Raw genomic sequence first — 19,399 nt, 5'->3', positions numbered from 1 at the left:
CCCGCGGGCCGCCGCCACCGCCGTCCACGCCCCGCACGCAGGCTGAATCTTTCGCACAGAAGTGGCGACACTCGATGACCAACGATGACAAGCTGCTCGACTATCTCAAGAGGGTCACCGCCGACCTGGCCCAGACCAGGCAACGGCTGCGCGACGTGGAGACCGAGGAGAAGGAGCCCATCGCCATCGTGGCGATGAGCTGCCGGTTCCCCGGTGGCGTCACCACCCCCGAGGAGCTCTGGCGGCTGGTCGCCGAGGGCACCGATGCCGTCACGGACCACCCGGACAACCGGGGCTGGGACGCCGACGCGATCCTGGACCCGGACCCGGACGCGTCCGGCAAGAGCTACGTCCTCAAGGGCGGCTTCCTGCACGACGCCGCCGACTTCGAGCCGGACTTCTTCGGCATCTCGCCGCGCGAGGCGCTGCTGATGGACCCCCAGCAGCGACTGCTGCTGGAGGTGGCCTGGGAGGCGCTGGAGCGCGGCGGCATCGCGCCGGACTCGGTGCGCGGCGCCCGGATCGGCGTGTTCGCGGGCACCAACGGCCAGGACTACCGCGACGTGCTGGCGAAGCTGCCGAAGGACCCGGAGGCGGCGCTCGGCACCGGCGTGCTGGCGGCGGTGATGGCGGGCCGGATCTCCTACACCCTCGGCATGGAGGGTCCCGCGGTCACCATCGACACCGCGTGCTCCTCGGCCCTGGTGGCGCTGCACCTGGCGGTGCAGGCGCTGCGCCAGCGCGAGTGCACGCTGGCGATGGCCGGCGGCGTCTCGGTGATGTCCACCCCGGGCGCGTTCATCGCCTTCAGCCGTCAGCGCGGGCTCTCCCCGGACGGCCGCTGCAAGTCCTTCGCCGACGAGGCGGACGGCACCGGCTGGGGCGAGGGCGCGGGCATGCTGCTGCTGGAACGGCTGTCGGACGCCAAGCGCAACGGGCACGAGGTGCTGGCCGTCATCCGCGGTTCGGCGGTCAACCAGGACGGCGCCTCCAACGGGCTGACGGCCCCCAACGGGCCGTCCCAGCAGCGGGTGATCCGGCAGGCGCTGGCCGGCGCCCGGCTGTCGGCCGCGGACGTCGACGTGGTGGAGGCGCACGGCACCGGCACCACGCTGGGCGACCCGATCGAGGCGCAGGCGCTGCTCGCGACGTACGGCCAGGGCCGTACCGCGGACCGGCCGCTGTGGCTGGGCTCGATCAAGTCGAACATCGGGCACACCCAGGCCGCCGCCGGTGTGGCGGGCGTGATCAAGATGGTGCAGGCGATGCGCCACGGCGTGCTGCCCAGGACCCTGTTCGCGGAGAACCCCGCGAGCAAGGTGGACTGGACGGCCGGCGAGGTCAAGCTGCTGACCGAGGCCCGGGACTGGCCCGAGGTCGGGCGCCCGCGCCGGGCCGCCGTCTCCTCCTTCGGGGCGAGCGGCACCAACGCCCACACCATCATCGAGCAGGCCCCCGCCGAGGAGGCCGTCGAGCGCGAGCCGGGCCGGGCGCCCTCGACCATCCCGTGGCTGCTCTCCGGGCGCACCCCCGAGGCCCTGCGCGAGCAGGCGCTGCGGCTGGCGGCCGTGGCGGACACGCTGGACCCGGTCGACGCCGGCTTCTCGCTGGCCACCACCAGGACCGCCCAGCAGTACCGGGCCGTGGTGCTCGGCCGGGACGGCGAGCAGCTGCGCAGCGGCCTGACCGCGCTGGCCAAGGGCGCCCCCGGGGTGCTCCAGGGCCGCACCACCAAGGGTCTGACGGCCTTCCTGTTCACCGGCCAGGGCTCGCAACGCCCGGGCATGGGACGGGAGTTGTACGAGGAGTTCGAGGCGTTCCGGCAGGCCTTCGACGAGGTCTGCGGCCACTTCGACGAGGGACTCAAGGACCTGGTCTTCGGCACCGACGCCGAGCCGCTGAACCGGACCGCCACCACCCAGGCCGCGCTGTTCGCCTTCGAGGTGGCGCTGTTCCGGCTGCTGGAGTCCTGGGGCGTGGTGCCGGACTACCTCGCCGGGCACTCGATCGGTGAGATCGCGGCGGCGCACGTGGCCGGGGTGCTGTCGTTGGAGGACGCGTGCCGGCTGGTGGCGGCGCGCGGGCGGTTGATGCAGGCGCTGCCCGAGGGCGGTGCGATGGTGGCGGTGCAGGCGAGCGAGGCCGAGGTGCTGCCGCTGCTGGCCGAGGGCGTCGGGATCGCGGCGGTGAACGGGCCCCGTGCGGTGGTGGTCTCCGGCATCGAGGCACAGGTGCTGCGGGTCGCGTCGTCGTTCGAGAAGACGAAGCGGCTGAAGGTCAGCCACGCGTTCCACTCGCCGCTGATGGAGCCGATGCTGGCGGAGTTCCGGGAGGTGGCGGCCTCCCTGGCGTACGGGCGGGCGAGCGTCCCGGTGGTCTCCAACGTCACCGGCGAGCTGGCCGGCGAGGAGCTGGCGGACCCGGAGTACTGGGTGCGCCACGTCCGTGAGGCGGTCCGGTTCGCCGACGGGGTACGGGCGTTGGAGGCCGCGGGCGTCACCCGCTTCGTGGAGCTGGGCCCCGACGCCGTCCTGACCGCGATGGCCCGCGAGTGCCTGGACTCCGACGGCGCCGTGCTCGCCGCCACCACCCGGCGCGAGCGCTCCGAGCCGGAGACCCTGCTCACCGCGCTCGCCCAGCTGCACATCGGCGGCTGCTCGCCCGACTGGAACACCCTGTTCCAGGGCGCCGCCCGGGTCGACCTGCCCACCACCGCCTTCCAGCGCACCCGCTTCTGGGTCGACGTCCCGGCCTCGGTCGGCGACGTCGCCTCCGTCGGCCTGGACTCCACCGAGCACCCGCTGCTGGGCGCGGCCACCATGCTGGCCGACTCCGACGGCGCGGTGCTCACCGGGCGGCTCTCGGTGCGCACCCACCCGTGGCTGGCCGACCACGTGGTCGGCGACCGCGTCGTGGTGCCCGGCACCGCCATGGTCGAACTCGCCATCCGGGCCGGCGACCAGGTCGGCTGCGGCCACCTGGAGGAGCTGACCCTGGAGGTGCCGCTGGTCCTGCCCGAGCAGGACGGCACCCGGGTGCAGGTCACCGTCGGCGCCCCCGACGCGGCCGGCAGCCGCACCGTGAGCGTCTACTCGCGTGCCGAGGGCGCGGCCGCCGAACAGCCGTGGACCCTGCACGCCTCCGGTCTGCTCGGCCAGGCGCCCGCAGGCACCGGCGAGCACCTCACCGAGTGGCCGCCGGCCGGCGCCGAGGCGCTGGAGACGGCCGGCCTCTACGAGCGGCACGCCGCCTCCGGCCTGCACTACGGCCCGACCTTCCAGGCCCTGCACGGCGCCTGGCAGCGCGGTGACGAGCTGTTCGCCGAGGTCCGCCTCGCCGAGCGGCCGGCCGCCGACGCGGGCCGGTTCGGCCTGCACCCGGCCGCCTTCGACGCCGCGCTGCACGCGCTCGCCCTGCTCGGCGACGGCTCCGACGACGAGACCGCCCGGCTGCCCTTCATGTTCTCCGGCGTCTCGCTGCACGCCGTCGGCGCCTCGGTGCTGCGGGTGCGGCTGCGCGCCACCGGAGCGCACTCCTTCGCCGTCGACCTGGCCGACGCCACCGGCGCCCCGGTCGCCTCGGTGACCTCGCTGGCCTCCCGCCCGCTGACCAACCTGCGCCCGCAGCAGGGCCCCTCGAACGACGCCCTGTTCCGGCTCGGCTGGAGCCCGGTGCAGCTGGCCGAGGCGGCCGACGAGACCGACCACCGGGTGCTGCACAGCGTGCCCGGCGGCGACGCCGAGGCCGTCCGGGCGGCCGTCCACGCGGCGCTGGCCGCCGCCCAGGACGAGGACCCGCGCCCGCTGCTGGTGGTCACCCGCGGCGCGCTCTCGCTGGACGGCGAGCCGGTGGCCGACCTGGCCGGCGCCGCCGTCTGGGGCCTGCTGCGCTCCGCGCAGTCGGAGAACCCCGACCGCTTCGTGCTGCTCGACCTCGACCGGGACGCCGACGCCGAGGCGCTCGCCGCCGCCGTCCTCGCCTCCGGCGAGCCGCAGCTGGCGATCCGCGCCGGGGCCGCCCACGCGGCCCGGCTGACCGCCGCCGAGCTCGCCGCCGAGGACGCGGCCCCGCTCGACCCCGAGGGCACCGTGCTGCTGACCGGCGCGACCGGCGGCCTCGGCCCGGTGCTCGCCCGCCACCTGGTCACCGCCCTCGGCGCGCGCCACCTGCTGCTGCTCAGCCGGCGCGGCGGCGCCGAGGAGCTGACCGCCGAACTCACCGCGCTCGGCGCCGAGGTCACCGTCCGGGCCTGCGACGTGGCCGACCGCGCCGCGCTCGCCGAGGTGCTGGCCGACATCCCGGCCGAGCACCCGCTCACCGCCGTGGTGCACGCCGCCGGCCTGCTCGACGACGGCGTGGTCGCCTCGCTGACCCCCGAGCGGATCGACGCCGTGCTGCGCCCCAAGGTGGACGGCGCGCTCAACCTGCACGAGCTGACCGCGGACGCTCCGCTGCGCGCCTTCGTGCTGTTCTCCTCGGTCGCCGGAGTGGTCGGCGCGCCGGGCCAGGGCAACTACGCGGCCGCCAACGCCTTCCTGGACGCGCTGGCCGCCCACCGCCACGCCCTCGGCCGGCCCGCCCTCTCGCTGGCCTGGGGCCCCTGGGCACCGGTCGGCGGCATGACCAGCTCCCTGGAGGAGGCCGACCGGGCGCGCATCTCGCGCGGCGGCATGACCGAGCTGTCCGCCGAGGACGGCGTGGCGCTCTTCGACCTGTCCCGGGCCACCGGGCTGGCGGCGCTGGCCCCGGTGCGGCTGAACCTGGCGGCGCTGCGCCGCCAGGGCGCCGCGCTCGCCCCGGTGTTCCGCTCCCTGGTGGGCCGCACCGTGCGCCGCGAGGCGGTGGCGGTCGCCGGCTCGGAGTTCTCCTTCGCCGACCGGATGGCCGAACTCGGCGAGCAGGAGCGGGCGGACGCCCTGCTCCAGCTGGTCCGGGTCCAGGTCGCGGCCGTGCTCGGACACGCCTCCGCGGAGGCGATCGACCCGGGCCGGGCCTTCCAGGACCTCGGCTTCGACTCGCTGGCCGCCGTCGAACTGCGCAACGCCCTCACCGCCGAGACCGGCCACCGGCTGCCCGCCACCCTGGTCTTCGACTACCCGTCGCCCGAGGCGCTGGCCGGCTACCTGGTCGCCCAGTTCAGCGGAGTCAAGTCCGGCCCGCGCAAGGCCGTCCGGGCGAGCGGCGCCCGGACCGACGAGCCGATCGCGATCGTCGGCATGGCCTGCCGCTACCCCGGCGGGGTCACCTCGCCGCAGGGGCTGTGGGACCTGGTGATCGGCGAGACCGACGCGATCAGCTCCTTCCCGGACAACCGGGGCTGGGACATCGACCGGATCTACGACCCGACCCGCGAGCGCCCCGACACCAGCTACGTCCACGAGGGCGGGTTCCTGCACGAGGCCGGCGAGTTCGACGCCGGGTTCTTCGGGATCTCGCCGCGCGAGGCGCTGCTGATGGACCCGCAGCAGCGCCTGCTGCTGGAGAGCTCCTGGGAGGCGCTGGAGGGCGCCGGGATCGACCCGGTCTCGCTGAAGGGCAGCCGCACCGGCGTGTTCGCCGGCGTGATGTACCACGACTACTTCGGCGCGTTCGGCAGCGGCAGCATCGTCTCCGGCCGGGTGGCGTACACCCTCGGCCTGGAGGGCCCGTCGCTGTCGATCGACACCGCGTGCTCCTCCTCGCTGGTGGCGCTGCACCTCGCCGCCCAGTCGCTGCGCGGCGGCGAGTCCACGCTCGCCCTGGTGGGCGGCGTCGCGGTGATGTCGACCCCGGACCCGTTCGTGGAGTTCAGCCGTCAGGGCGCGCTCGCCCCCGACGCGCAGTGCCGCCCGTTCGCCACCGGCGCCGGCGGCACGGTCTGGGGCGAGGGCGTCGGCGTCCTGGTCCTGGAGCGCCTGTCCGACGCCAAGCGCAACGGGCACCGGGTGCTGGCCGTGGTCCGCGGCACCGCCGTCAACCAGGACGGCGCCTCCAACGGGCTGACCGCCCCCAACGGGCCGTCCCAGCAGCGGGTGATCGAGCAGGCCCTGGCCAACGCCGGGCTGTCCACCGGCGACGTCGACGTGGTCGAGGCGCACGGCACCGGCACCACGCTCGGCGACCCGATCGAGGCCCAGGCGCTGCTGGCCACCTACGGCCAGGACCGCCCGGCGGAGCGGCCGCTGTGGCTCGGCTCGATCAAGTCCAACATCGGACACACCCAGGCCGCCGCCGGTGTGGCCGGTGTGATCAAGATGGTCCAGGCGATGCGCCACGGCGTGCTGCCCAAGACCCTGCACGTGGACGAGCCGTCCACCCACGTGGACTGGGAGGCCGGCGAGGTCCGGCTGCTCACCGAGGCCCGGCAGTGGCCCGAGGTCGAGCGCCCGCGCCGGGCCGGCATCTCCTCCTTCGGGATCAGCGGCACCAACGCCCACACCATCATCGAGGCCGTCCCCGAGCCGGCCGGACCGACCGGAACGGACACGACCCCGGCCGCCCCGTGGATGCTCTCCGCGAAGTCCAGGGCGGCGCTGCCCGCCCAGGCCGCGCGGCTGCTGGCCCTCGTGGACGCCGACCCGGGGCTCGCCCCCGCCGACCTGGCCCACGCCCTGGCCACCACCCGGGCCCACTTCGAGCACCGCGCGGCCATCACCGGCGCGGACCGCGCCGAACTGCGCGACTCGCTGGCCGCGCTGGCCGAGGGGCGCACCGCCCCCGGGCTGGTCGAGGGCACCGTCACCGGCTCCCGCCCGGTCCTGGTCTTCCCCGGCCAGGGCTCCCAGTGGCAGGGCATGGCCACCGAACTGCTCGCCGCCTCACCGGTGTTCGCGGCCGCGATGGCCGAGTGCGCCGCCGCCTGCGCGCCGTTCGTCGACTGGGACCCGTTGACCGAGCTGAACGGCCCGCTGGACCGGGTGGACGTCGTCCAGCCGCTGCTCTGGGCCGTCATGGTCTCGCTGGCGCGGACCTGGATCTCCCACGGGGTGCGCCCCGCCGCGGTGATCGGGCACTCCCAGGGCGAGATCGCCGCGGCCGTGGTGGCCGGCGCGCTGTCCCTGGAGGACGGCGCCCGGATCGTCACCCTGCGCAGCCAGGCCATCGCCCAGGACCTGTCCGGCGGGGGCGGCATGATGTCGGTCGCGCTGCCCGTCGACCAGGTGGAGGAACGGCTCGCCGCCTACGACGGCCGGCTCTCCGTCGCCGCGCGCAACGGGTCGGGCTCCGTCGTGGTCTCCGGCTTCGTGGACGCGCTGGACCGCCTCCAGACCCAGCTCAAGGAGGAGGGCGTCCGGGTCAAGCGGCTGCCGGTGGACTACGCCTCGCACTCCGCGCAGGTGGAGTCGATCCGCACCAGGCTGCTGGAGACCCTCGCGGACGTCTCGCCGCGCCCCGCCGAGGTGCCGTTCTACTCGACCGTCACCGGCGAGCCGATCGACACCACCGAGCTGAACGCCGAGTACTGGTACACCAACCTGCGCCGGACCGTGCTCTTCGAGCAGGCCGCCGGGGCCGCGGTCGCCAAGGGCCACGGCGTGTTCATCGAGTGCAGCCCGCACCCGGTGCTCACCGTCGGCCTCCAGGAGACCTTCGACGGCGTGCGGGCCCTGGGCTCGCTGCGCCGCGAGGAGGGCGGACCGGCCCGGTTCGCCGCCGCGCTCGGCGAGGCCTTCACCCACGGCGTCGCGGTGGACTGGCGGACGGTCTTCGAGGGGCCGCGCCCGCGCCGCGTCGACCTGCCCACCTACGCCTTCCAGCACGAGCAGTTCTGGCTGGACAGCGTCTCCGGCAACGCCGACGTCACCTCGGCCGGCCTCAACCCGACCGAGCACCCGATGCTCAGCGCGGCGATGACCCGCGCCGACACCGACGGCACCGTCCTCACCGGCCGCCTGTCGCTCGGCACCCACCCGTGGCTGGCCGACCACGTGGTCGGCGGGGAACTGCTGTTCCCCGGCACCGGCTACCTCGAACTGGCCCTCCAGGCCGCCGAGCAGGTCGGCCTGGACCGGGTCGCCGACCTCACCCTGCACGCCCCGCTGGTCTTCCCCGAGCACGGCGCGGTGCAGCTCCAGGTGGTGGTCGGCGCGGCCGAGGACGCGGGCCGCCCGGTCGGCGTCTACTCGCGCCCCGAGAGCGAGGGCGACGAGCTGCCGTGGACCCGGCACGCCGACGGCGTGCTCGCCCCGGGCGGCGCCCCCGCCGGCCCGGAGCTCACCGTCTGGCCGCCCACCGGCGCCGAGCCGATCGACCTCGACGGGCTGTACGAGCGGCTCGCCGAGGCCGGACTCGGCTACGGTCCCGCCTTCCAGGGCCTGCGCGCCGCCTGGCGGCTGGGCCGGGAGGTCTACGCCGAGGTGTCCTTCGCCCAGCAGGTGGACGGCTACGGCCTGCACCCCGCGCTGGCGGACGCCGCCCTGCACACCGTCGGCCTGACCGGCGTCGCCGAGGACGAGGCGCTGCTGCCGTTCGCCTGGTCCGAGGTGCGGCTGCACGCGACCGGCGCCAAGGACCTGCGGGTCCGGGTCGCGCCGCTGGACCAGGGCGGCGCGGTGGAGCTGACCCTCGCCGACGCCGGCGGCGCGCCGGTGGCGAGCGTCGGCTCGCTCGCCCTGCGCCCGATCCCGGCCGAACAGCTCGCCGCCGCCGCCAAGTCGGCGCGGGCGGGCTCGCTCTACCAGGTGGAGTGGACCGCCGCGCCGACCCCGGCCGTCGACCCCGCCCACCGGCCGGTGGTGCTGCGCAGCCCGGCCGGCACCGGCGCGGACGAGGTCCGGGCCGCCGTGCACACCGTCCTCGACCGGCTGCGCGAGCACCTGGCGGGGGAGTCCACCGTGCTGGTGGCCACCGGCCCCGACCTGGCCGGCGCGGCCGTGGCCGGACTGGTCCGCTCGGCGCAGACCGAGAACCCGGACCGGATCGTCCTGGTCGAGCTGGACCAGGACCCGGCCTCCGAGGCACTGCTGCCCGCGGCCACCGCCGTGGGGGAGCCGCACCTGGCGATCCGCGAGGGCGCCGTCCTGCTGCCCCGGCTGGTCCGGGCCGAACCGGCCGCCGAGCGGGAGCCGCTGGAGCTCGACCCGGCCGGCACCGTCCTGCTGACCGGCGCGAGCGGCGCCCTCGGCACCCTGATCGCCCGTCGGCTGGTCACCGAGTGGGGCGTGCGGCACCTGCTGCTGCTCAGCCGCCGCGGCGCCGACCCCGAGCTGGTCGCCGAGCTGACCGCGCTCGGCGCCGAGGTCACCGGCGCCGCCTGCGACGTCGCGGACCGCGCGGCGCTGGCCGGGGTGCTGGCCGGGATCCCGGCCGAGCACCCGCTGACCGGCGTGGTGCACGCGGCCGGGGTGCTCGCCGACGGCGTGCTCTCCTCGCTCACCGCCGAGCGGCTGGACACCGTGCTGCGCCCCAAGGTGGACGCGGCCTGGAACCTGCACGAGCTGACCGCGGGCCTCGACCTCAGGGCGTTCGTCCTGTTCTCCTCGGCCGCCGCCACCCTCGGCTCGCCGGGGCAGGCCAACTACGCCGCGGCCAACGCCTTCCTGGACGCCCTGGCGGGCCACCGCCAGGCGCTCGGCCTGCCGGGCCAGTCGCTGGCCTGGGGCCTGTGGGCGCAGGCCAGCGGGATGACCGGCACGCTGGACGACACCGACCTGTCCCGGATCTCCCGGGGCGGCGTCGCGGCCCTGGCCACCGACGAGGGCCTGGAGCTCTTCGACGAGGCGCTGCGCTCCCGGCTCCCCGCCGTCCTGCCGATGAAGCTGGAACCGGCCGGACTGCGGGCCCAGGGCGACGCCCTGTCGCCGCTCTTCCGCGCCCTGGTGCGCATCCGGCGCCAGGCCGTCTCCGGACAGCCCGCCGCCGGCGCCGACTCGCTGCGCGGCCGGCTGGCCGCCCTGCCCGAGGCCGAACGCGGCCCCGTCCTGGTGGAGTTGGTGCGCACCCAGGCCGCCTCGGTGCTCGGGCACCGCTCGGCCGACGCGGTCGAGGCGCACAAGGCCTTCCGCGAGCTGGGCTTCGACTCGCTGGCCGCGGTCGAGCTGCGCAACGGCCTGGCGGCGGCCACCGGGCTGCGGCTGCCCGCCACCCTGGTGTTCGACTACCCCAACCCGCGCGAGCTGGCCGGCTACCTGCTCGACCAGCTGGTCGGCAACCTGGCGGCGGCCGCGCCGGTCCGGGCCGCCGCGCCGGTCGGCGCCGACGACGAGCCCATCGCGATCATCTCGATGAGCTGCCGCTACCCCGGCGGCGTCGACTCGCCCGAGGACCTGTGGAAGCTGGTCGTCGGCGAGGTGGACGCCATCGGCGAGTTCCCCACCGACCGCGGCTGGGACCTGGAGTCGCTCTACGACCCGACCCTGGACCGCCCCGGCACCAGCTACGCCAAGCACGGCGCCTTCCTGTACGGCGCGGGCGACTTCGACGCCGACTTCTTCGGCATGGACCCGGAGGAGGCACTGGTCACCGACCCGCAGCAGCGGGTGCTGCTGGAGACCTCCTACGAGGCGCTGGAGCGGGCGTCCATCGACCCGGCCTCGCTGCGCGGCAGCTCCACCGGGGTGTTCGCCGGCCTGATGTACCACGACTACTTCGAGAGCTACGGCTCCGGCAGCGTGGTCTCCGGCCGGGTCGCCTACACGCTCGGCCTGGAGGGGCCGACGCTGACGGTGGACACCGCCTGCTCCTCCTCGCTGGTCGCGCTGCACCTCGCGGTGCAGTCGCTGCGCCAGGGGGACTGCACCCTGGCCCTGGCCGGCGGCGTGACGGTGATGGCCACCCCGGGGACCTTCGTCGAGTTCAGCCGCCAGCGCGGCCTGTCCCGCGACGGGCGCTGCCGTCCGTTCGCGGACGCCGCCAACGGCACCGGCTTCGGCGAGGGCGCGGGCGTGCTGCTGCTGGAGCGGCTCTCCGACGCCCGCCGCAACGGCCACCAGGTGCTGGCCGTGGTGCGCGGCACCGCGATGAACCAGGACGGCGCCTCCAACGGCATCACCGCCCCCAACGGCCCCGCCCAGCAGCGGGTGATCCGCCGCGCGCTGGCGGCGGCGGGCGTGTCCGGCGGCGAGGTCGACCTGGTCGAGGCGCACGGCACCGGCACCACGCTGGGCGACCCGATCGAGGCCCAGGCCCTGATCGCGACGTACGGCAGCGAGCACACCGAGGAGCGCCCGCTCTGGCTCGGCTCCATCAAGTCGAACATCGGGCACACCCAGGCCGCGGCCGGTGTGGCCGGCGTGATCAAGACGGTCCAGGCGATCCGGCACGGGGTGCTGCCCAGGACCCTGCACGTCGACGAGCCGTCCCGGCACGTCGACTGGACGGACAGCCACGTCCGGCTGCTCACTGAGTCGCAGCCGTGGCCCGAGTACGACCACCCGCGCCGGGCCGGCGTCTCCTCGTTCGGGATCAGCGGCACCAACGCCCACGTGGTGATCGAGGCCGCGCCCGCCGAGGAGGGCGCCGAGGAGGCCGTCGCGGCTCCGGACCACCAGGCCCCGCTGCTGCTCTCCGGCCACGGCCCGCAGGCGCTGCGCGACCAGGCCGAGCGGCTGCTCGGCCACCTGGAGGAGCGGGACGGGCTCGACCCGCGCCTGGTCGCGGCGGCGCTGGCGACCGCCCGCGGCCACCACGCCCACCGGGCGGCGGTCAGCGGCACCGACCGGGACGAACTGCTGCGCGGCCTGCGGTCGTTGGCCGAGGGCAAGGTCTCGCCGGGCGTGGCGCTGGGCGCCGCGGCGGCCGGCCGCACCGCGTTCCTCTTCTCCGGCCAGGGTTCGCAACTGGTCGGCATGGGCGAGGAGTTGTCCGAGGCCTTCCCGGCCTTCGCGGCCGCCTTCGCGGAGGTCTGCGAGCAGCTGGACCCGCTGCTGGAGCGGCCGCTGCGCGAGGCGCTGTCCTCGGCCGAGCTGCTGGACCGCACCGAGTACACCCAGCCCGCCCTGTTCGCGCTCGAAGTCGCGCTGTTCCGGCTGCTGGAGTCCTGGGGCGTGCGCCCCGACCTGCTGGCCGGGCACTCCATCGGCGAGTTCGCCGCCGCCCACGTGGCCGGGGTCTGGTCGCTGGCGGACGCCGCCCGGCTGGTCGCCGCGCGCGGCCGGCTGATGCAGGCGCTGCCCGCCGGCGGCGCGATGGTGGCGGTCAAGGCCACCGAGGCCGAGATCGAGCCGCTGCTGACCGACCGGGTGAGTGTCGCGGCGGTCAACGGCCCGAGCTCCGTGGTGGTCTCCGGCGAGGCCGGGGCCGTCCGGGAGATCGCCGAACGGTTCGAGCGCAAGCGAGAGCTGACGGTCAGTCACGCCTTCCACTCGCCGCTGATGGAGCCGATGCTCGACGAGTTCCGCGAGGTCGCCGCCGGGCTGGAGTACCACCCGCCGCGGATCGCGGTCGTCTCCACCCTGACCGGCGCCCCGGCCGGCGAGCAGGAGCTGTGCTCGCCGGAGTACTGGGTGCGCCACGTGCGCGAGGCGGTGCGCTTCGCCGACGGCGTACGGGCACTGGCGGAGGCCGGCGCGCGCCGCTTCGTCGAGATCGGCCCGGGCGGCGTGCTGACCGCGCTGGCCGCCGAGAACCTGACCGAGGAGCAGGGCGAGGCCGCGCTGATCCCGCTGCTGCGCAAGGACCGGCAGGAGCCGGCGGCGGTGCTCACCGCCCTGGGCGCCTTCCACGTCCACGGCGGCACGGTGGACTGGGCGCGGCTGCTGCCCGCCGGTGCCGCGGTCGACCTGCCGACGTACGCCTTCCAGCGCCGCCGGTACTGGATGGCGAGCGAGCCGGCCGGCTACCGGGCGACCTCGGACCACCCGCTGCTGGGCAGCGCCGTGGACCTCGCGGGCGGCGAGGGGACGCTGTTCACCGGAAAGCTCTCCCTCCAGAGCCACCCCTGGCTGGCCGACCACGCGGTCGGCGGGGTGGTGCTGCTGCCCGGCGCGGCCTTCGTCGAGATGGCGCTCGCGGCCGGCGCGGACCTCGGGGCCGGCGCCGTCGAGGAGCTGACCATCGCCGAACCCCTGCTGCTGCCCGAGCAGGGCACCGTCCGCCTCCAGTGCGCGGTGCGCCCGGCCGAGGCCGGCACCTGGACCTTCCAGGTGCACTCCCGTACCAGGGACGACGACCCCTGGACCGCGCACGCCACCGGTCTGCTGCGGGCCGCCGCGGCCCCCGGGGCCGGCACCCCGCAGGCCTGGCCGCCGGCCGGCGCCGAGGCGCTCGACCTGGCCGGGACCTACGAGAGCCTGGCCGAGCTGGGCGCCGAGTACGGCCCGCAGTTCCAGGGCCTCAAGGCCGCCTGGCGGCTGGCCGACGAGGTCTTCGCCGAGGTCGAACTCCCGGTGGAGACCGACCGGTTCGGCATCCACCCGGCCCTGTTCGACGCCTCGCTGCACGCGATCGGCCTGCGGGCCGGCGCGGAGCGGCGGATGAGCCTGCCGTTCGCCTGGAGCGGGGTCGAGCTGTACGCGGTCGGCGCGCGGGCGCTGCGGGTGCGGATCAGCCCGGCCGGAGCGGACGCGGTGCGGATCGAGCTGGCCGACGGGGCGGGCGCCCCGGTGGCCCGGGTGGAGTCGCTGGTGCTGCGCGAGGTCGCGGTGGACCGGCTGGCGACGGCCGGCGGCAACGACTCGCTGTTCGCCCTGGAGTGGACCGGGATCACCGCCGGCCAGGCACCCTCGGGCGGCCACTGGGCGGTGCTCGGCACCCACCGGCGGCGCCTGCTGGACGCTCTGGCGGAGCGGGTCGCCACTGTCAGCACGGTCGCCGACCTCGACGAACTCGCGGCACTGGCCGACCCGGTGGACGTCCTGGTGCTGCCCTTCGCGGGCGGAGACGACCCGCGGGCCGTCCACGAGGGCCTGGCCGCGCTGCTCGCCCGCCTCCAGTCCTGGCTGGCCGACGAGCGGTTCGCCCGGGCGACGGCGGTCGTGGCGACCAGCGGCGCGGTCTCGCGGGCCGGCGAGGACGTCACCGACCTGGCCGCCGCGGCGGCCTGGGGGCTGGTCCGCACCGCCCAGTCGGAGAACCCCGACCGGATCGTGCTGGTCGACCTGGACGACCACGAGGCCGACGACGAGGCCGACCCGGGCTGGCACCTGCTGCCGGCCGCCGTGGCCAGTGGCGAGGCGCAGCTCGCGGTGCGGGCGGGCTCGCTCGGCGCGCCGCGGCTCACCAGGGCGGCGAAGGCCGTCCTGGACGCCCCCGTCGAGTGGCGCGGCCGGGTGCTGCTCACCGGCGGCACCGGGGCGCTGGGCCGTCTGGTGGCCCGCCACCTGGTCGCCGAACACGGGGTGGAGAGCCTGCTGCTGCTCAGCCGGCGCGGTGAGGCGGCGCCCGGCGCGGCCGAGCTGAGCGCCGAACTGACCGGCCTGGGCGCCGAGGTGACCATCCTGGCCTGCGACCTCGCCGACCGGGAGGAGCTGGCCGGTGTGCTGGCGCGCCACCCCGTCTCCGCGGTGGTGCACTCCGCGGGCGTGCTGGACGACGGGACGCTCGCCTCGCTGACGCCCGAGCGGCTGTCCGCGGTGCTGCGCCCCAAGGTGGACGCGGCCTGGAACCTGCACGAGCTGACCAAGGACCGGGAGCTGTCGGCCTTCGTCCTGTTCTCCTCGGCGGCCGGCCTGCTCGGCAGCCCCGGGCAGGCGAGCTACGCCGCCGCCAACGCCTACCTGGACGGCCTGGCCCTGCACCGCAGGGCGGTCGGCCTGCCGGCCACCTCGCTGGCCTGGGGCGCGTGGTCGGGCGGCGGCGGCATGGCCGACCGGCTCAGCGAGGCGGACAGCCGCCGGATGGCCCAGTCGGGCGTGGGCAGCCTCTCCGAGGAGGCCGGCCTGGCCCTGTTCGACACCGCGGTCGGCCGGGCGGAGGGCGTCCTGATGCCGGCCCGGCTGGACCTGGCGGCGATGGCCCAGGGGAACCGGGTCCCGCCGCTGCTCGGCCGGCTGGTGCGCTCCTCGTCCTCGCGGCGGGTGGCGCAGGCGGCCTCCACGGCCTCGGCCGCGCTGCGGCGCGGCCTGGCCGAACTGGCCGGCCCGGAGCGGATCGCGCTCCTGCTGGACCTGGTCGGCGCCCAGGCGGCCGGGGTGCTCGGGGTCGCCGAGGTGGCCCTGGACCGGGCGTTCAGCGAGCTCGGCTTCGACTCGCTGACGGCGGTGGAGTTCCGCAACCAGCTCAACGAGGCCACCGGGCTGCGGCTCTCGGCCACGCTGATCTTCGACTACCCGAACCCGGCGGTGCTGGCCGAGCACCTGGACGCCGAACTGGCCCCGGCCGAGGGATCGGCGGGCGAGGGGCAGGAGGCCGCCGTGCGCCAGGCGCTGGGCGCGATCCCGCTGGCCCGGCTGCGGGACGCCGGCCTGCTGGACAGCCTGCTCGAACTGGCCGGGCTCCAGGCGGAGTCCGCCGCCGGGGCGACGGACGAGGACGGCGAGGGCGGCGAGTCGATCGACGCGATGGACATCGAGAGCCTGATGAACCTGGCCCTCGACGACCTCGGCGGACAGCAGGAGGAGCTGTGACCAAGAACGGGACCCCGGACGCCAGGATGGTCGAGGCCCTGCGGGCCTCGCTGAAGGAGACCGAGCGGCTGCGCGAGCAGAACCGCAAGCTGGCCGCGAGCGTGCGCGAGCCGATCGCGATCGTGGGCATGGCCTGCCGCTACCCGGGCGGGGTGACCTCGCCGCAGCAGCTCTGGGAGCTGGTGACGGAGGGCGGGGACGGCATCACGCCGTTCCCCACCGACCGGGGGTGGGACGCCGACCTCCACGATCCGCGGCCGGGTCTGGAGGGCAGGTCCTACACCGCCGAGGGCGGGTTCCTGCACGACGCCGGCGAGTTCGACGCCGGGTTCTTCGGGATCTCGCCGCGTGAGGCGCTGGTGATGGACCCGCAGCAGCGGCTGCTGCTGGAGAGCTGCTGGGAGGCGCTGGAGGGCGCCGGGATCGATCCGTCCTCGCTGAAGGGCAGTCGGACCGGCGTGTTCGCCGGGCTGATGTACCACGACTACTTCGGCGCGTTCGGCAGCGGCAGCATCGTCTCCGGCCGGGTGGCGTACACCCTCGGCCTGGAGGGGCCGACGCTGTCGATCGACACGGCGTGTTCCTCCTCGCTGGTGGCGATGCACCTCGCCGCGCAGTCGCTGCGCGGCGGCGAGTCCACCCTGGCGCTGGCCGGCGGGGTGACGGTGATGGCCTCGCCGGGCACCTTCGTGGAGTTCAGCCGTCAGCGCGGGCTCTCCCCGGACGGCCGCTGCCGGGCGTTCGCGGAGGGCGCGGACGGTACCGGCTTCGCCGAGGGCGTCGGCGTCCTGGTGCTGGAACGGCTGTCGGACGCCAAGCGCAACGGGCACGAGGTGCTGGCCGTCATCCGCGGTTCGGCGGTCAACCAGGACGGCGCCTCCAACGGGCTGACGGCCCCCAACGGGCCCTCCCAGCAGCGGGTGATCCGGCAGGCGCTGGCCGGCGCCCGGCTGTCGGCCGCGGACGTCGACGTGGTGGAGGCGCACGGCACCGGCACCACGCTGGGCGACCCGATCGAGGCCCAGGCGCTGCTCGCGACGTACGGCCAGGGCCGTACCGCGGACCGGCCGCTGTGGCTCGGCTCGGTGAAGTCGAACATCGGGCACACCCAGGCGGCCGCCGGTGTGGCGGGTGTGATCAAGATGGTGCAGGCGATGCGCCACGGCGTGCTGCCCAGGACCCTGCACGTGGACGAGCCCTCCGGCAAGGTCGACTGGTCGGCCGGCGAGGTGCGGCTGCTGACCGAGGCCCGGGAGTGGCCCGAGGTCGAGCGTCCGCGCCGGGCCGCCGTCTCCTCCTTCGGGATCAGCGGCACCAACGCCCACGTCATCCTGGAGCAGGCCCCTGCCCCGGCCGCCGCCGAGCGGCCCGTGGCCGACCCGGCGCCGCCGGTGGCGCTGTGGCCGCTCTCCGCCCGCACCCCGCAGGCGCTGCCGGCCCAGGCCGGGCGGCTGCGGGCCTTCGCCGCCGACCGCCCCGAGCAGGCGGTGGGCGCGGTGGCCAGGTCGCTCGGCACCGAACGCGCCGTCTTCGAGCACCGGGCCGCCGTCATCGGCCCGGACCGCGAGCGGCTCCTCGACGGGCTGGGGCGGCTGGCCGCCTCGGAGAGCGCGCCGTCGGTGCTGAGCGGCCGGGCCCGCACGGGTGCCAGGACCGCCTTCCTGTTCACCGGGCAGGGCGCCCAGCGGCTCGGGATGGGGGCCGAACTGCGGGCCCACTACCCGGTGTTCGCCGAGGCCTTCGACGAGCTGAACGAGCGGCTCGGGGTCGGCACCGCCGACGTCCTGTTCGGCGCCGATCCGGACCGGGTCGACCGGACGCTGTACGCGCAGACCGGACTCTTCGCCTTCGAGGTGGCGCTGTTCCGGCTGCTGGAGTCGTGGGGCATCCGGCCGGACTTCCTGGCGGGCCACTCGATCGGTGAGATCGCGGCGGCGCACGTGGCCGGGGTGCTGTCGTTGGAGGACGCGTGCCGGCTGGTGGCGGCGCGCGGCCGGTTGATGCAGACGCTGCCCGAGGGCGGTGCGATGGTGGCGGTGCAGGCGAGCGAGGCCGAGGTGCTGCCGCTGCTGGCCGAGGGCGTGGGGATCGCGGCGGTGAACGGGCCGCGGGCGGTGGTGGTCTCGGGTGTCGAGGCACAGGTGCTGCGGGTCGCGTCGTCGTTCGGGAAGACGAAGCGGTTGAAGGTCAGCCACGCGTTCCACTCGCCGCTGATGGAGCCGATGCTGGCGGAGTTCCGGGAGGTGGCGGCCTCGCTGACGTACGGGCGGGCGAGCGTCCCGGTGGTCTCCAACGTCACGGGTGAGCCGGCCGGCGAGGAGCTGGCGGACCCGGAGTACTGGGTGCGCCACGTCCGTGAGGCGGTCCGGTTCGCCGACGGGGTACGGGCGTTGGAGGCCGCGGGCGTCACCCGGTTCGTGGAGCTGGGCCCCGACGCCGTCCTGACCGGACTCGCGCGGGAGAACGCCCAGGCGCCGGACGCGGTGTTCGTCCCGCTCGGCCGCCGGCGCGGCTCGGAGAGCGTCACCCTGCTGACCGGGGTCGCCCAGCTCTACGTGGACGGCCTGGCGCCCGACTGGCGGGCGGTCTTCCCCGGCAGCGAGCGGGCGGAACTGCCCACCTACGCCTTCCAGCACCAGCGGTACTGGCTGGCGGCCGACGTCCCGCTGACCGTCGGCGAGCTCGACGCCCCCGACCGGCAGGCCGAGGCGGCCGGAGCGGCCCCGCTGCGCGAGCGCCTGGCCGGGCTCGACGAGGCCGAACAGCAGGCGCTGCTGGTCGAGTTGGTCCGCGGCCGGGCCGCCGCGATCCTCGGCCACTCCGACCCGGAGGCGATCGAGGCCCAGGCCGGCTTCCTGGAGTCCGGGATGGATTCGGTCTCCGGCACGGAGCTGCGCGGCGCGCTCTCCGCGGCCACCGGGCTGGCCCTGTCCGCCGGTGTGGTCTTCGACCACCGCACCCCGGCCGACCTGGCCGCCCATCTGCGGACCGAGCTGGCCCACGGCGGCCACGCGCCCGCGGAGCAGGCCGGCGAGGACGCCGCGGAGGACCTGGAGTCGATCAGCGGACTGCTGCGCCGGGCCGCCGCCGAGGGCCGGATGATGAAGGGGATGGCGCTGCTGGACGCGGTCGCCGAGATCCTGCCGGCCTTCTCCTCGGCGGCCGAACTGGAGCACCTGGCCGAGCCGGTGCGGCTGGCCCAGGGGGAGGGCGGCCCCAAGCTGATCTGCTTCCCCTCCCCGATGGCGCTCGGCGGTGCCCACCAGTACGCCCGGTTCGCCTCGCACTTCCGCGGCCGCCGCGAGGTGGTGGTGCCGCCGGTGCCGGGGTTCGGCCCGGGGGAGGCACTGCCGCGCTCGGTGGACGCCGCGGTCGAGGTCTTCGTCCGGGGCGTGCTGGCCGCGGCGGCGGGGGAGCCCTTCGTCCTGGTCGGCTACTCCTCCGGCGGCCAGTTCGCGCACGCCACCGCCGAGGTGCTGGAGAAGGCGGGGACGCCGGCGGCCGGGGTCGTCCTGCTGGACACCTACCTGCCCGACGGCGAGGGCCAGGACGAGCTCTGGCCGCAGATGTTCCGGGGCATGCTGGACCGGGAGTCCTCCTTCGGGCGGTTCAGCGCCGCCCGGCTGGCCGCGATGAGCCGCTACAGCGACCTGATCACGGACTGCCTGCCGGGCGCGCTGTCGGCCCCGGTGCTCTTCGTCCGCCCGGAGCGGTCCTTCACCGACGCGCCGGGCACCGAGGACTGGCGTGCCTCGTGGAGCGGCGAGCACGCGCTGCGGGAGGTGCCCGGCACCCACTTCACCATCCTGGAGGAGTCGGCGCCGGACGCCGCCGCGGCGGTCGACGCATGGCTGTCGGGCCTCGGGAGCACCGAGAGCTGAACCATTCGCCGGCCCCGACGTCAGGGGCCGTTGACC

At 75.9% G+C, this 19,399-nt stretch carries 2 protein-coding genes; both read left to right on the top strand.

Annotated features, from left to right (window positions below; all coding sequences use genetic code 11):
• Positions 1–74 precede the first annotated feature (74 nt).
• Positions 75–15,482 (top strand): SDR family NAD(P)-dependent oxidoreductase, encoded by a 15,408-nt coding sequence (locus ACFRAR_RS31520; protein ID WP_380702416.1) that lies wholly within the window; start codon positions 75–77, stop codon positions 15,480–15,482.
• A complete protein-coding gene (locus tag ACFRAR_RS31515; RefSeq protein WP_380702414.1) occupies positions 15,479–19,363 on the top strand; it encodes a type I polyketide synthase in 3,885 nt (1,294 codons plus the stop codon). The genes ACFRAR_RS31520 and ACFRAR_RS31515 overlap by 4 nt, the downstream gene beginning before the upstream one ends.
• The last annotated feature ends 36 nt before the right edge of the window (positions 19,364–19,399 follow it).

The organism is Kitasatospora sp. NPDC056651 (assembly GCF_042792155.1).
Lineage (GTDB): Bacteria > Actinomycetota > Actinomycetes > Streptomycetales > Streptomycetaceae > Kitasatospora.
Note: the sequence above shows the minus strand (reverse complement) of the source record. Positions and strands in the feature narration are given on the sequence as shown.

Coding starts and splice junctions, on each gene's coding strand:
- ACFRAR_RS31520 (WP_380702416.1), top strand. CDS start 75: ATGACCAACGATGACAAGCTGCTCGACTATCTCAAGAGGGTCACCGCC.